The organism is Vibrio cyclitrophicus (assembly GCF_024347435.1).
In the GTDB taxonomy this organism is placed as follows: Bacteria; Pseudomonadota; Gammaproteobacteria; order Enterobacterales; family Vibrionaceae; genus Vibrio; species Vibrio cyclitrophicus.
Genome location: NZ_AP025481.1, coordinates 1519258 through 1534506, shown reverse-complemented (window position 1 = coordinate 1534506; position 15249 = coordinate 1519258). Strand labels below are relative to the sequence as shown.

Annotated in this window: 11 protein-coding genes; 6 read left to right on the top strand and 5 right to left on the bottom strand. The window is 44.5% G+C overall.

Translation table 11 applies throughout. The annotated features are described in order from the left end of the window. Positions 1-74: 74 nt before the first annotated feature. Together OCW38_RS21550 and OCW38_RS21545 are read right to left on the bottom strand one after the other, a co-directional pair. Positions 75-1904, bottom strand: coding sequence for an SUMF1/EgtB/PvdO family nonheme iron enzyme (locus OCW38_RS21550; RefSeq protein WP_016767926.1), 1830 nt, complete (start codon positions 1902-1904; stop codon positions 75-77). Between the two features lie 167 nt (positions 1905-2071). Continuing rightward, positions 2072-3175, bottom strand: coding sequence for a PEGA domain-containing protein (locus tag OCW38_RS21545; protein ID WP_016767925.1), 1104 nt, complete (start codon positions 3173-3175; stop codon positions 2072-2074). Positions 3176-3656: 481 nt separating this feature from the next. On the opposite strand from OCW38_RS21545, the gene OCW38_RS21540 reads away from it, so the two are divergent. The 5 genes from OCW38_RS21540 (at position 3657) to OCW38_RS21520 (ending at position 10932) form a co-directional block, all read left to right on the top strand. Next, positions 3657-4481 carry an AraC family transcriptional regulator gene (locus tag OCW38_RS21540; protein WP_016767923.1) on the top strand — a complete coding sequence of 275 codons (825 nt, stop codon included), beginning with the start codon at positions 3657-3659 and terminating at the stop codon, positions 4479-4481. A gap of 181 nt (positions 4482-4662) precedes the next feature. Next, positions 4663-7800, top strand: a complete 3138-nt coding sequence (gene putA / locus OCW38_RS21535) for a bifunctional proline dehydrogenase/L-glutamate gamma-semialdehyde dehydrogenase PutA (protein WP_016767922.1) — start codon at positions 4663-4665, stop codon at positions 7798-7800. A gap of 11 nt (positions 7801-7811) precedes the next feature. After that, positions 7812-8516: a 1-pyrroline-5-carboxylate dehydrogenase gene (locus OCW38_RS21530; RefSeq protein WP_016767921.1), complete on the top strand. Its 705-nt coding sequence runs from the start codon at positions 7812-7814 to the stop codon at positions 8514-8516. A gap of 118 nt (positions 8517-8634) precedes the next feature. Next, positions 8635-10161 carry a sodium/proline symporter PutP gene (gene putP, locus OCW38_RS21525; RefSeq protein WP_016767920.1) on the top strand — a complete coding sequence of 509 codons (1527 nt, stop codon included), beginning with the start codon at positions 8635-8637 and terminating at the stop codon, positions 10159-10161. A 546-nt stretch (positions 10162-10707) separates the two neighbouring features. Further along, complete coding sequence (locus tag OCW38_RS21520) at positions 10708-10932, top strand: hypothetical protein (protein WP_065099303.1); 225 nt, start codon at positions 10708-10710, stop codon at positions 10930-10932. Positions 10933-10992: 60 nt separating this feature from the next. Here OCW38_RS21520 and OCW38_RS21515 read toward each other — a convergent pair whose 3' ends face one another. After that, entirely contained in the window at positions 10993-11163 is a 171-nt protein-coding gene (locus OCW38_RS21515) for a hypothetical protein (RefSeq protein ID WP_010432118.1), read from the bottom strand. Between the two features lie 279 nt (positions 11164-11442). Between OCW38_RS21515 and OCW38_RS21510 the strand changes: the two genes are divergently transcribed. Continuing rightward, entirely contained in the window at positions 11443-11931 is a 489-nt protein-coding gene (locus OCW38_RS21510) for an Lrp/AsnC family transcriptional regulator (protein WP_010432115.1), read from the top strand. A 141-nt stretch (positions 11932-12072) separates the two neighbouring features. On the opposite strand, the gene OCW38_RS21505 is transcribed toward OCW38_RS21510, so the two are convergent. Both OCW38_RS21505 and OCW38_RS21500 read right to left on the bottom strand, forming a co-directional pair. Beyond that, positions 12073-12777, bottom strand: coding sequence for a DUF445 family protein (locus OCW38_RS21505; RefSeq protein ID WP_016767099.1), 705 nt, complete (start codon positions 12775-12777; stop codon positions 12073-12075). 304 nt (positions 12778-13081) lie between these two features. Further along, positions 13082-14932: an ABC transporter ATP-binding protein gene (locus OCW38_RS21500; RefSeq protein WP_016767100.1), complete on the bottom strand. Its 1851-nt coding sequence runs from the start codon at positions 14930-14932 to the stop codon at positions 13082-13084. Between the last annotated feature and the right edge of the window lie 317 nt (positions 14933-15249).

Here is a 15249-nt window from a genome sequence, read left to right as displayed (position 1 = left end):
CCATAAATACAACTCAATGCGATATTTGAGAGCCTAGCGTAAATATTAGAAACTATTGAGTTGGTTATTGAGTGCTACAGTTCGCGCAATACTCTGAAACCTAAGTAGTTTGCTGCCGTTGACGTTGGCACGTACAGTTCGTTAAACACTTTTGCTTCTTCTGGTGAAAAACTCCACGCACCACCTTTAGCCAAGCCTTTCTGAACGGTTGTCCATTCCCAAACGTTGCCAACCATATCGTAGAAGCCTGTAGGTGTTGGTAAGAATGACTTAACTGGAGAGGTGCTGATGTTTGACCACGGTGTGCCAGCCCAACCGGTATTGGCTCTACCCGAAAGGAATTCATTGCCCCACCAGAAGTTAGTATCTTGGCCTGCTCTTGCTGCGGCTTCCCATTCTTGTGGTGTTGGTAAACGGTAGGCATAGCCTGTATTTTTAGATAACCAGCGAGTATACGCTTTGGCATCACTTTGACTAACACAAACTACCGGTGAGTTATCAGCTTGCTTAAAGCCAGGGTTCAGCCAGTCATTGTCTGAAACCGTTGTGATCTCGGCATTAACGAAGGTATCGCAGGTGTTCATCAGTTCTGCGTCTGTCTGGTAGCCAGTGCTTTCAACAAACGCTTTAAAATCTTGAACGCGAGTTGGTGTCGCTGCTAATGCAAATGGCTGTTTGATCGTCACTTGTTTAGCGTTGTTTTCACCCAATAAATAACGGCCTGAACCCACCACAATCATTTCTGGACTTGGAGTGTCATTTCCCATTGGGTCGGCAAATTTGGTACCGACATTCAGCGAGTTTTGTTTGGCTTGTAATACCGCTCGTAGGTTGTGATCACGGGCGATTTTCAGTTCTTGATGGAAAGAGAGGTAGCCTTCTTTCTCAATTGTGACCATGTGTTGGCCTGTTGGTAGCATTACTTCAACCGGTGTGCTGCCATAGTCCACGCCGTTAATCGATACCTTGTCATTATATTGGTTTGAACGAACCATTAAGTTAACCCAAGCGACTTCTTTTTGCTGGTCATTGGCTTGTTGATCGCTCTGTGTGAAACAGTTTGATGACTGGATACCAAGCAAGCGACAAGGTGTGTTTTTGTCTGGGCGAGTCTCTAAGTTCGCTGCAATCACTGCTCGGTAACGGCTATCTTCAGAGAAACCAGAAGATTTCACTTTGTGTTGTAGAACGTGAATGTTTAGCGAAGCAGACGATAGGTGCTCTTTCACTGTTTTTGATTCAGTCGCGTTGTCTACCAAGCTATGCTGGAATTGCTTAACGGCTTTTTGAAGTGCCAAGGTCACCGTTTGGTCTGCACATTGCGCGAGTGTCATGTCACTGCTACAACGGTTGGTAAAGCTGACCGTTTGCTCTTTGGTTTGAGTGATCTCGTTTCTTAGTCGTTCAGCTCTTGCTCTGAGTTTATCTTGATTGAGGTTTGCGATTGAAGCTTCAGCAGCCGCTTTTTCTGCTTGGATGGCTTCTAGTTCCATCACCAAGCCTTGTTGCTTCTGTTCTGAGTCTGAAATAGCAAGCTTGCTCTCTTTTACAGTTTTCCAAGCGTTTTGGAAACTGTTTTGAGCCGGCGAGATGTCGAAGTCAGGCTCGTCAATCATGCGGGTGTAATCTTGTTCTAGACTAGCTTTCGCTGCTGCGAGTTTTTGCTCAGCTTGAGTGGATAACTTGGCTAGATTTGCCGTTTGCTTTGCTTGGTTATCGACTTGGTTTTGTTTGTCCGTCAGCTTCTTCTCGACAGCCGTTAAAGTGGTATACTTTTCGAAGAGTGAGCTTTCAATGTCGGTGACAGATGTTGTGATTGCTGGTGGTGTTATTTCAGCGAAAACAGCAGGTGTCATTAAGCAAGGGGCAAGTGCAAATAATAGAGTGGGAAAACCTTGGCGCATGTTGGGCTACTTCAATCGTAAATTAGGTTAATCGAATAATCTAAACGAACACGCCATTTCGTCTGCAGCTACTTTTTATAACTATCAACAAAATGGCGAGTATTCATTCAGCTTTGTGAAATAGGCACGGCTATCTTAATTAGAGCGCTGAGCTATTCATACTGGACTTAGCTTTCCTTGCTAGGAAGAAGCTTAACCCAAATAGTGTCGCTACCGTTGATGGTAACTGTGCGGTTGTAAGACTCGTAACCTTGTTTTGAAATAGTCACTTGGTGACGACCGCTTGGGAGTGCAACCTCAATCGGTGTGCTGCCGTACTTAATGCCGTTGATCGTCACTGAATCATTGTACTGATCAGAACGTACCATCACGTTTGCCCACTGTTTATCACTCTTTTTAGCCACGGCAACATCACTGCCCTTTAAACAGTAGCGTGTTGAAACGTTCAATAAATTACACGCTGCTACCGCTTCCGGTTTTGCTTGAAGCTGAGCCTGCATTTGCACGAAGTAAGCGTTGTTACCAGAGAAACCACTCTTGATTGCTTGGCTGTCTTGAACATGGATATTCAGCTGAACACCTTGTAAGTTTTGCTTCGCTAGCGCGCTTTCTGTGAGCTGCTCAAGTAATTGGCTTTTGAACGTTTGCACGGCTTTTTGATTGGTCAAGTACTTGCCTTGAGCAGTACACTCTCCCAGTGTCATTGTTGATGCACATGTCGTGGTGTAGCTGGTCTCAAGAACGGCACTTTCACGGAGTTCTGTTGCAATACGTTTTACGCGAGCTTCAACTTTTGATTCTCTTAAGTTAGCCAGCTCATTGTTCAGGCGAGCTTGCTTTTGCTTGATTTGAGAAAGGTGAATTTCACTCTCGTTTATCGCTTGTTGGTTGTCTAACTGAGACGATTGGTTCTCTTTAACGGCCGCCCAAGCATCTTGGTAGCTTTTCTGAAAAGAGACCAAATCAGTTTCTGGATCTTCCAGTAAGCGACTGTACTGTTTGTCGAGTACAGACTTGGCTCTGTTACGTTTTGCCTTGAGTTCTTCACCTTCGCGCAACAACTTACTGTTTTGGTTCTGTAGTTGTTTTAGGTTTTCAGTCGCTGATACCTGGGTTGCTGAAATACGCTCAATATCTGAGTTTTTCTCTGTTAGCTTTGCATCGATAGCTGAAACGGGATCGACTTGATTCAGTTCTTCAGCGGATACCGATGCAGATACCCAAAGTGGGGATAGCGCAAGTAAAAGCGCTGAAATTCGAAAGTTAGTCATAGGTCCCTGCAACTTATAGATTGAAATTGGCTCGTTAATAAAGTGTCTACTTCCTAGTTGTGAGTCACTAGTTATTAGCAATTAACACAGTACCCGTCTTTATACCGTTTTATCGTCACCCAATCTACTCAAAAGCCGAGTTTCGCTACTTCGGATACACTTTTTACAAGTTAAAGCTAAATTATTTGAGCTATATAAGAAAATTATTTCTATATGTGGTGAAAATACATCTATTTTAGGTATACATTGCACCTTGTTGCACTTGCTCGCTTTTAAGTACTGAAGCCGCCGGAACGATTGGTTTTACAATGACCGTAGTTTGTACACTCTTGATCATCTTTCCGGAGGCATGATCAAGACGATCTCCGACAATGATCTTTTGTTTAAGGCGAGGAAATGACTCTCATGATCATTTACAAATTCATCTTATGCAGATTTCAGAGTATTATTCTTACTATGTCGACCTGAGTATTTTGATGTTATGCCAAAACCTTTACCCTTTCCAAACCTAGACCTGTCCCCGCTAGGTCTTACGGGCCCTCGCCCGGCTGAGATCATCACTTTGCCATCGCATATGGATTGCCACGAGCATCATTATTCGCAGGTGGTGATTGGCTTAAAAGGTCAGGCGGAGTTTGAAGTCAGAGGTAAAGGGAATTTGGTTGGTCCCGGTCAAGGTTGTGTGGTAACGGCGAGCTCTGATCATGCTTTCGGTGGCGTGGTTGGTCAGTCGGATATTCTCGTACTCAATATGCCTGTGCCAACCGATGATGACCCTCTAATGTTAGAGAAGATTAACCAGCTAGAGTCATCGAACGTATACTTTCAATTAGACGCGCAAATTCAAAAGCTTATCCATATGTTGGTGCAAGAAATGCAGTCGAGCCCTGATGATTTGTTACTGAGTCGAGCATGTAATGACACGGTGATCGCGTTGATGCAAAGGCATATATCCGCATTCGAAACTCCGATTAAAGACTCGCGTTTTGATCTTGAAGCATTGGATCGTTACATCGAGCAACACCTTGCGAACAAGATCTCTGTGGCCCAACTTGCAGGCAGTGTGTTCCTGGGTGAAAGCCAGTTCCACATGCTATTCAAAGATCAAATGGGAATCACCCCACATCAGTATGTGTTAGGTAAGCGTATAGACCGATCTCGTCGTTTAATCGAACAAGGTAACCTTAGCCTTGGTCAGGTCGCTGAACTGGCTGGTTTCTCCGGTCAATCTTCCTTTACTCATACCTTTTCACGCCTTCAAGGCATGTCACCATCTCAATACAAAAAGAAAATTTCTGTTAAATAGTGAAACAAAACGGCATATTATTTTAAAGTTTCATATGTGACGTTGTGTTTGTTTTGTTAATAAAGCGAGTTTTTAGCAAAAAACTCGGAGTTTTTGACAAGTAATCCTTATATACTCTACATACACTGCAGCCATTGTAGAGATCCCGGGCTAATTCCGGGTGTGAGATTAAGGAAAACGCATGTTTACAGCTACTGATGTGTTAAAGCCAGAATTCAATGAGCAGTCGCTTACTGATCTATGGTCGCTTATCTCACCATTATATATGGTGGATGAAACCCAATGGCTAGAGCAACTTCTGCCGCTAGCTACCCCTTCTGAGTCTGAAAAGCAGCAAATTACAGAGAAAACGACCTCATTGATCGAAGCTATCCGTGCGGATAAGACTTCTATCCAGATGATCGATGCACTGTTGCTTGAATACAGCTTAGATACTCAAGAGGGCATCTTGCTGATGTGTCTGGCGGAAGCCTTAATGCGTATTCCTGATTCAGCTACTGCTGATGCGCTGATTCGCGACAAACTAAGCGTTGCGGATTGGAAGTCTCACCTTAAGAATTCTGATTCAGTGTTTGTTAACGCATCCACTTGGGGCCTAATGCTAACGGGTAAGGTGGTTGGACTTTCATCTAAAGAGCAGAGTGCTGGTCAAGCGGTTAACCGTTTAGTGAATAAGCTTTCTGAGCCGGTAATTCGTAAAGCGATGCACCAAGCAATGAAGGTGATGGGTCACCAATTCGTTCTTGGCCGCAGCATTGCTGAAGCGCAAAAGAACGGTAAGTCTATGCGTGACAAAGGTTTTACCTACTCATACGACATGCTAGGTGAAGCAGCACTGACTACTGCAGACGCAAACAAATACTTCAAAGATTACCTAATGGCGATTGAAGCCGTAGGTAGAGACACATACGTCTCTTCAAAATCGAGCCCAGCACCGTCTGTTTCTATCAAGCTTTCCGCACTTCACCCACGTTATGAAGTAGCGAACGAAGACCGCGTACTGACAGAACTTTGCGACACGCTAGAGCAGTTATTGCGCCGAGCAGTAGAGCTTGATGTTGCGATTACGATTGATGCTGAAGAAGCGGATCGCCTAGAGCTTTCTCTAAAATTATTCGAAAAACTGTACCGTACCGATCTTGTAAAAGGTTGGGGTAAATTTGGTCTGGTTATTCAAGCTTACTCAAAGCGCGCACTACCGGTTCTAGTATGGCTAAACCGCTTGGCGAAAGAGCAGGGTGATTTAATCCCGCTTCGCTTAGTGAAAGGCGCGTACTGGGACAGCGAAATCAAATGGTCACAGCAAGCTGGCTTTACTGATTACCCAGTTTACACACGCAAAGAAGCGACAGATGTAGCTTACCTTGCATGTGCACGTTACCTACTGAGCCCAAGTGTTCGTGGCAATATCTTCCCGCAGTTTGCGAGCCACAATGCTCATACGGTTTCTGCAATTGCAGTGATGACTGAACATAAAGATTTTGAATTCCAACGCTTACACGGCATGGGTGATTCTCTTTATAACCATGCGATGGAAGCTTACCAACAGTCGGTACGTATCTACGCACCGGTTGGCAGCCACAAAGATCTGCTGCCATACCTAGTACGTCGCTTGCTAGAGAACGGCGCAAACAGCTCGTTTGTACACCGTTTGGTTGATGCTCGCTGCCCTGTGGCAGAGCTAACACAACACCCGGTCGATATGCTTCTGGCGTTTGATACGCTGAACAACACTAAGATTCCTCTGCCTCCAGCGGTATTCCCTGAGCGTAAGAACTCTTACGGTGTGAACATTGATATCGAAAGTGAAGCTCATCAGTTTGAAGCACAGGTTAAAACATTCCTTAACAATCAATGGACTGCTGGCCCTGTGATCAATGGTGAGTCTCTAGCCGAAAGCATGATCAAGGCTGATCAGAACGTCGAGCAAGTAACCTCACCTTACGATCGTCGTATTAATGTGGGTCAGGTGGCTTTCGCTAACCTTGATCATGTTTCCGCAGCGATCACCGGCGCAGACGCAGTATTCGCTGATTGGAACGCAACTTCGGTTGAAACCAAAGCGGCTGCGCTTGAGAAGCTGGCTGACCTGATGGAAGACAACCTTGCTGAGTTGGTGGCGATTTGTCATCAAGAAGCGGGTAAGACGATTCACGATAGCGTTGATGAAGTACGTGAAGCAGTCGACTTCTGTCGTTACTACGCAAAACAAGCTGACAACCTACAAGGTTTCGAACTAAAAGGTTTTGACGGCCAAACACGAATCGCTTCACGACAAGGTCGTGGTGTGTTCGTTTGTATCAGCCCTTGGAACTTTCCTCTCGCTATCTTCCTTGGCCAAATTACAGCGGCACTAGTCGCGGGTAACACTGTTGTGGCGAAACCTGCTGAGCAAACAAGCTTGATTGCAGCTCGCGCCGTTGAACTGATGAACGAAGCGGGTTTCCCTGCCGGCACCATTCAGTTACTTCCAGGTCGTGGTGCTGAGATTGGCAGCGCGCTAACTAGCCATGATGCAATTGCGGGTGTTGCTTTTACGGGTTCAACCCCAACTGCACAACGTATCAATGTGTCATTGGCAAGCCGTAACGCTAAACCTGTTCCATTTATCGCAGAAACTGGCGGCCAGAACGCGATGATCGTCGACAGTACCGCACTGCCTGAACAGGTGGTTCGTGATGTGATTCGTTCGGCATTTGCTTCAGCAGGTCAGCGTTGTTCGGCATTGCGTGTGCTTTACATTCAGGAAGACATCGCAGACCGCGTGGTTGGATTGATTCACGGTGCAATGGACGAACTGAGTGTTGGTATTCCATACCTTCATAAAACGGATGTTGGTCCGGTTATCGATCAAACAGCGAAGCAAAAGCTGTTAGCTCACTTGAAAAATATGACCCAAACACAGAAAAAAGTCGCTCAACTTACATTGGGTTCTGATTGTGAACATGGTGACTTTGTTCCACCAAGTGCGTTTGAAATCGATGACATCAGTTGCTTGAAAGAAGAACAGTTTGGCCCTGTACTGCACATCGTTCGCTTCAAGGCGAGTGAGTTAGCGCAAGTGGTAGACCAAATTAACCAAACCGGTTTTGGCTTAACTATGGGTATTCACAGCCGTAACGAGACAACTTACCGTTGGATCGAAAAACACGTGCGCGTGGGTAACTGCTACATAAACCGTGACCAAGTAGGTGCTGTTGTTGGTGTTCAACCATTTGGCGGTCAAGGTTTGTCAGGTACAGGCCCTAAAGCAGGTGGTCCTCACTACCTATATCGCTTTACTGATGTTCATTTTTCGCAATCACAAGACAAGGCATAAGGAGCAGTATCATGGTTCATCAAGTGACAGGTTTTTCTGATGCATTGTTTGCGTGGGAACAATGGAATCTGACCGATTTTGATTATAAGAGTGCTCAGGTACTTGCATTGAAATCAGAGATTGAAAGTCAATCTGCGCCTTTGGCTGCAGTGGCGACTTATCATCTAGAACAAGCGTCAGCACTACTTGCGGAGCATCACCTTATGGCAGGCCCAACGGGCGAAACCAATGAGTTGTATGCTGCAGGTCGTGGTGTGGCTTTGGTAATTGTTGATGATTGCCAAGACAAACTGCCAGCACTACAAACGGCAATGGCTCTGATTACTGCTGCACTATTAGCAGGTAACAGCGTTCAATTGTGTAGTGATGATGTGCAGTTTAATACCTTAGTTGCCGATGCAGCTAAGTCGGCTAATTTGCCAACTAACTTGGTGCAGGTTGCCTCGTATGACGCTTCTCAACAGTTGTTGTCTTGCGATGTACGAAGTGTGGGTTATGTCGGTAACTCACAAACGGCACAAGCTATTAATTTACAGCTTGCTAAGCGTGACGGTGCCATCGTCGGTTTAGTCGCTGAAACGGATCTGAATGCAATGAATGTTGCTAACGATCCACACCTATCGCTGCGCTTCATTACCGAGCGTACGCGAACTATAAATATAACAGCTGTGGGCGGTAACGCGACCTTGCTCGAACTTGGAAGCGAAGCTCACTAACCTTCAGTAAAATTGGCTCTAAGGACTTTTGGTTTTCTCCATGAGTGCTTTGGAGCCTCAATACCTAACTCAATGCACTCGCTCGCCTTTACGGTGAGTGTCTTGCATTGAATTAGGCATGGAAGGCTTTCTACAAAATGAGGACTATCAAATGATAGAAAACAGTTTTGCAATAACGACGACGTTCATTGCGTATCTAATTATGATGCTAGCGATCGGTGTTATTGCTTACAAACGTACATCTAACTCAACTGACTACTTCCTAGGTGGTCGTTCGTTAGGCCCATGGCCTGCTGCACTTTCTGCGGGTGCATCAGACATGAGTGGTTGGTTGCTACTTGGCTTGCCTGGTTACGCTTATGCTGCTGGTTTTGAAGCGTTTTGGCTTGCTGGTGGCCTACTTGTGGGTACTTGGGCAAACTGGTTAATCAGTGCTAAACGTCTACGCACTTACAGTATTACAACAGAGTCGCTGACGTTGCCTGAGTTTTTATCTCGCCGCTTCAACGATAACTCTAAGCTGATTCAAACAATCTCTGCTTTCTTTATCCTTTTATTCTTCCTTTTCTACACAAGTTCAGGCTTGGTAGCAGGTGGTAAATTATTTGAAACGGTATTCGGCCTAGATTACACAACAGCGGTAATTATCGGCACGGTATGTGTGGTTTCGTACACCCTGTTTGGTGGCTTCCTAGCGGTATCTTGGACTGACCTAGTTCAAGGCTTGCTAATGTCTGCTGCACTATTGATTGTACCCATCGCAGCAATGAATGGCGGCCTTGGTCAGTTATCTAGCGACCTACACAACATCAACCCAGAGCTACTCACGTTATGGAATGATGCGAAGGGCGAGCCTCTTTCTGCAATCGCGATCATCTCGCTAGCGGCATGGGGTCTAGGTTACTTCGGTCAGCCACACATCCTTGCTCGTTTCAAAGCAACACGTAGCAATAAAGATCTAACAACAGCGCGTCGCATTGCGGTTATCTGGACTGCGCTGTCTATGGTTGGTGCAATGCTTGTGGGTCTTGTTGGTCTGATCTATGTGACTAACTCTGGCGCACCTAAGCTAGACGATGGCGAGAAGATCTTCATGCTTCTTGTAAATGCGATGTTCCACCCAGTAATCGCAGGTATCCTACTGGCTGCAATATTAGCGGCAATCATGAGTACTGCTGATTCACAACTTCTTGTTTCTTCATCTGCAATGGCAGAAGATCTGTACAAGCAAGTTCTGAAGAAAGATGCTACGTCAGAAGAGATTGTTCGTGTAGGCCGTTTCGCGGTTATCCTGATCTCTCTTATTGCACTTGTGCTAGCGATGACGCCAGACAGTTCAGTACTTGGCCTTGTGTCTTACGCATGGGCTGGTTTTGGTGCAGCATTTGGCCCAGCTATCGTATTGAGCCTGTACTGGTCTCGCATGAACCGTAACGGCGCTCTAGCGGGTATCGTGGTTGGTGGTGTGACTATCGTACTTTGGAAACAGTTCACGGGCGGTTGGTTCGATGTGTACGAAATCGTACCAGGAATCATCCTATCGACTCTTTCTATCGTTATCGTGAGCCTAATTACGGGTGAGCCAGAAGACGAAGTGAAGAAGCAACACGCTGAGTTCGAGAAGAATCTGGTAGAACTAGACTAATTTACATTGTAAAACAGATGTGAATTAGCAAAGAACATGAGCTAAAAATAATAGAGTCACTTCGGTGGCTCTATTTTTTTGCCTATTTCCCTAATGCTTTCGACCTCTTTCTGGTCTATATGTCCAAACACTAAAACCCTATGCGAGCGGTCAGATCCATCGCCTCACACGGCTTATGCCAGATCTGAATGAACATTGACTCTGTCCGATATGTTTTTATTCGTACTTTCTATCATTGTACTTGTGCTGAAATGGAGTACTAAGCCAGAGGATATTGCTGAGCTGTAATTTATAAAATTAAGTGTTAATTCGACTAAAGTGCAACGTAGTTTTGAGGTTTACAATGTAAATTGAAACTAGGTTTTAGTGGGTGATAAATGAAAGAGGAAATATCTTTACGACGTTTGATGTCAAAAAATAGAAGAGAAAAATGGCTATTTTTTGAACTTGGCGCTCACTTTTGTTATTAGCTCGGTGAATTGTGGAACCGAATTGGACATGATATGTCAATTGTCAGTAACCACTAAAGACCTATAGGACAAAGGTATGCCTGATCTCTATTGCAAAGGATGTAAAAAAACAACACTACATAAGTCTATAATGAAACGTTGTGAATCAGAGCCCGAGACAGCTTCTGGCCGTATGATGCAATGGACGTCAAAGCTATTTAGTGGAAACCTGTATTACGATATGGAAACTCAGCACTTCTGTCGAACGTGCAACTGTCGTTGCGAAACGGCAAGTTCTGTTCCCCAAGTTGGTTTGGCTTAAATATAGTAAGTGCTTACTAACTTAGATCAAAAAACCTCCGTATAGGAGGTTTTTGCGTTTCTATGCGGCTTTGAGTGTCAGCTTTGTTTCAATGGCACAGCCATCAATCTTCACTTCCCACCCATAGTTTGAGTACTCATTTGCGAGTGCTTGAGCAACATCTTTAGAAACGGTAACGTGTGTCCATGGGCCAATACCGTATGGCTTGTATGCGAGTTCTTGTGTTTTCATAATAGAGTCATCCTTTCTCTTTGATAGTCATATTATTCACTTTGACCTATATCCTTTCTTTCGTTTCTAGCTCAACTTATTTGTTCTTAAGGTCATTTCTATAATAATTTGTTAATGGTCAACGACTGATTTATAAGGCTTGTTATTGGTGTTTGTTGATTTATATTTAATGTGAATAACGCAAGTGTATTTAGTTTTTTAAATGTGTGAGCGGGGTTTTGTCTGATAGCCCTCACTATAGAATATACTGAGCCGAATTTAGAATGTTTAAGGAATATTATGTCTCAGCATCAACTCGACCGTATCGATAAAGAGATACTAAGAATTCTGCATATGAAAGGGCGCTTGCCCGTGGTCGAGCTGGCAAAGCAGGTCAATCTAACCACTTCCCCTTGCTCTGATAGACTCAAGCGATTGGAAAAAGAGGGGTACATAACGGGTTATCACGCTGAGTTATGTTCTGAAAAGTTGGGGCTGGATGTCCAAGTTTTTATCCATATTCGACTCGATCAAACCAGCTTTTCGATTTTTGATAAATTTGCTCAGGCCGTTGAATTGATGCCTGAAGTTGAAGAGTGCTATTCGTTGTCTGGTGATTTTGACACCATGATCAAGGTGCGGGTAAAAGACATGAAAGCGTACCAGGCGTTTATGGCTACTAAATTGGGGACATTACCTGGAGTGATTCAGACACGCAGTGAAGTGGTGATTGAAGAACATAAAAAGGGTTTTGGAGTGAATCCGGAGCTATTATCAACCTTAAAGTAGGGGCTTTCTAGTTAATTCTCGGCAGTTTCTCGTTGCTGTAGCGAATGTTATTCAGATATAAAAATGGAAGCTATTGAGCTTCCATTTTTTATTGAGTGCGGATATATCGGCTAAACGATCGAGTTAGCACTGATAGACAGTTTATAGCGTGATGGCCGCAGAGATTAAGCCAATCACACCACCGAATACACCGCCCCAAACCACTAGCCAGCCAAGGTGCTTCTTGATCATGGTTTGAACCATCTCTTTCACGAGTTTTGGTGTTAGTTCATTCAAACGCTGGTCGATGATCGCTTCAATGTTCTCTTTGATTTCATCCATCATTGCGGGCGATTCAAGTTCATCCTTGATGGCATTTTTTACAGAGTCACTCTTGCTGATTTCAATTACTGACTCTTGCATCTTCTCTACAAATGGCGCTTTCATCGGCTGCAGGGCTTCTGTGCCGCCAACCATCGCCAACATGCCACCAAACTGTGAGTTCTCGATAACATGAACCAGTGAATCGAATGCAGGGTTAAAGTCGATCTTCTTAATCACGGGTTCTAGATTCAGCGACTTTCCGGTCATCTCACTGCTTAGGAAGCGGTCGATGTTACTTTCGGTAAAAAATTGTTCCATCATCAGTTGTTTAATGGCCGCCTTGAACTCTTCAAAGCGCGCTGGAATAACGCCAGAACCGTATAAACCGGGCACTTTCTCGAACAACATGTGAATTGCAAGCCAGTTGGTGATGGCACCAGAAAAGGCAAATAGGCCTGCATAAAGTAAGTATTGGTTGGTCGTCGCATAGCCGCTAGCAAGTAGCAATAACGCTATTACGTTAGTTAAGACACTTTTGTTCATGGTTGATCTCTCGAAAGAATATTGCGTATTGCGCGCATTTTAAGAAAAAAACGCCAAGAAAAAAACAAAAGGATCGACGAAGTTTATCGTGCAGACAGAATAGATGAGAAAGGGCCGAAGCTGAACAGGTATAAAAAAGGCTAGCCTCCCCCCGAAGTCTAGCCTTATTCCAGAACGCGCAAGCGAAGCGTCTTGTCCCGTTAATGTCATTATATAATTACGACATAACATTCTGCTATGTGTAATTTACCAGTAATTGACAAATTGGTGTGAAACACGCCGCACTTTTAAAGTAGCACATAAATTAAACGTTGGTCGCTTGCTCAAGATCATCTGCGATGAAGCCACCCGTTTGATGATTCCACAATTGAGCATAGATGCCATTTTGTTGAATCAACTGTTGGTGCGTGCCTTCTTCTACGATATTACCTGCATCGAGTACGATCAAACGATCCATTGCTGCAATCGTTGATAAACGGTGTGCAATCGCGATGACCGTTTTGCCTTCCATTAGCTCAATCAAACTTTCCTGAATGGCGGCTTCCACCTCTGAATCGAGTGCTGAAGTTGCTTCATCTAGAACAAGCAGTGGAGCATTCTTTAGTAGGACGCGAGAGATAGCGACACGTTGACGCTGACCACCAGAAAGCTTAACACCACGCTCACCTACTTGTGCATCGTAACCAACGTTACCAAATGGGTCGGTGAGCGTTTCTATGAACTCATGCGCGTGCGCTTGCTTCGTGGCTGCATACACTTCTTCATCCGATGCTTCAGGTCGACCGTAAAGAATGTTGTCTTTGATTGAGCGGTGAAGCAATGAAGTATCTTGAGTCACCATACCGATGTTACTACGTAGCGAATCCTGGGTAACGCTCGAGATCTCTTGGTCATCAATTAGGATGCGGCCGCTTTCTACATCGTGGAAACGTAGCAGTAAGTTAACTAGAGTTGACTTACCCGCACCTGAACGGCCAACCAAACCGACTTTTTCGCCTGGTTTGATGTTGAGGTTTAGGTTGTTGATCACCCCCTTATTCTCACCGTAGTTAAAGCTCACGTTATCGAAGTGGATGCCGCCTTGTGGAACTTTAAGTGGTTCAGCGTCTTTTTTATCTTCGATAGCGATAGGTTTAGATAGCGTTTTAATACCATCAATCACAGTACCTAGGTTTTCAAACAGACCACCGATCTCCCACATGATCCACTTAGACATCCCGTTAATACGTAAAGCCAAGCTGACAGCAATGGCAATCGCACCGACCGTGATTGCGTTATCTAGCCATAGGTAGATAGAGATACCAGCAATGCTGAACACCAATAGGTAGTTAGCGAATTCAACGCAGATGTTAAAGCCGGTAACTAAGCGCATCTGACGATGCACAGTATCAAGGAAGCCTTCCATGCCTTCTTCGGCGTATTCGGTTTCTCTTTTACTATGCGAGAACAGTTTCACCGTCGCGATGTTGGTGTAGCTATCGACGATACGACCTGTCATCAGTGAACGAGCATCGGCTTGTTCGGAAGAAACATCTTTTAACTTAGGGACAAAGTGCAGTTGGATACCGACGTAAATGAATAGCCAAATTAGCATTGGAGCCATTAAGCGCCAGTCTGACTCCGCGAGCATGAATAACATCGCCGTAAAGTAAACCGTCACATAGACGAACACATCGACCATTTTAGTCACGGTTTCACGCACCGCGAGCGATGTTTGCATCACTTTTGTCGCAACACGCCCGGCAAAATCATCTTGATAAAATGACAAGCTTTGCTTTAGAAGGTAGCGGTGTGCTAGCCAACGAATCGACATTGGGTAGTTGCCCAGTAAAGTTTGGTGAAGCAATAGCGAGTAAACACTGATTAATATTGGCATCACAATCAACAGCAAAACACCAAGACCCATCAGAGTCGATCTATTGTCGGCCAAAAAGGTGTCTGGGTTGCTTGTTGATAGCCAGTCCACCAGTTGCCCCATATAACCAAACAGTGCAACTTCGATGATCGCGATGGTCATACTCATTAATCCGAGCACGATTAATGGTTTTTCAAAGCCTCGAGTGTAGTGGCGACAAAACGCCAGTATTCCTGTGGGAGGTTGTATCGGCTCTCCCTTTGGAAAGGCTTCGGTAAAGCCTTCAAATTTCTTGTACATAGATTTCCCTTTATAACTAATGCATCTATTAGCAACTGCATCGTCGTGAAGCTTGTTTTTATAAATTTGGTTTGAAATTTTATAAGTGCTAATGAGTTCTTATCAGTATGACCTCATTAGATAGATTTTCGTTGTTAGTTCTTTTTAAGTGACGCAGGAAAGGTTCAAAGAGTGTCTTTCACGACGCTTATTTTAGATTGATACGGACTGGAAAAGTTAGGCTTATTTCAAACGTAATTGATTGTTATGCAACGGTGATAATCCTAACGTTAAATGAATTAAATTGTAACCTAAACTCGAGCCAAGCTAGAGAATGA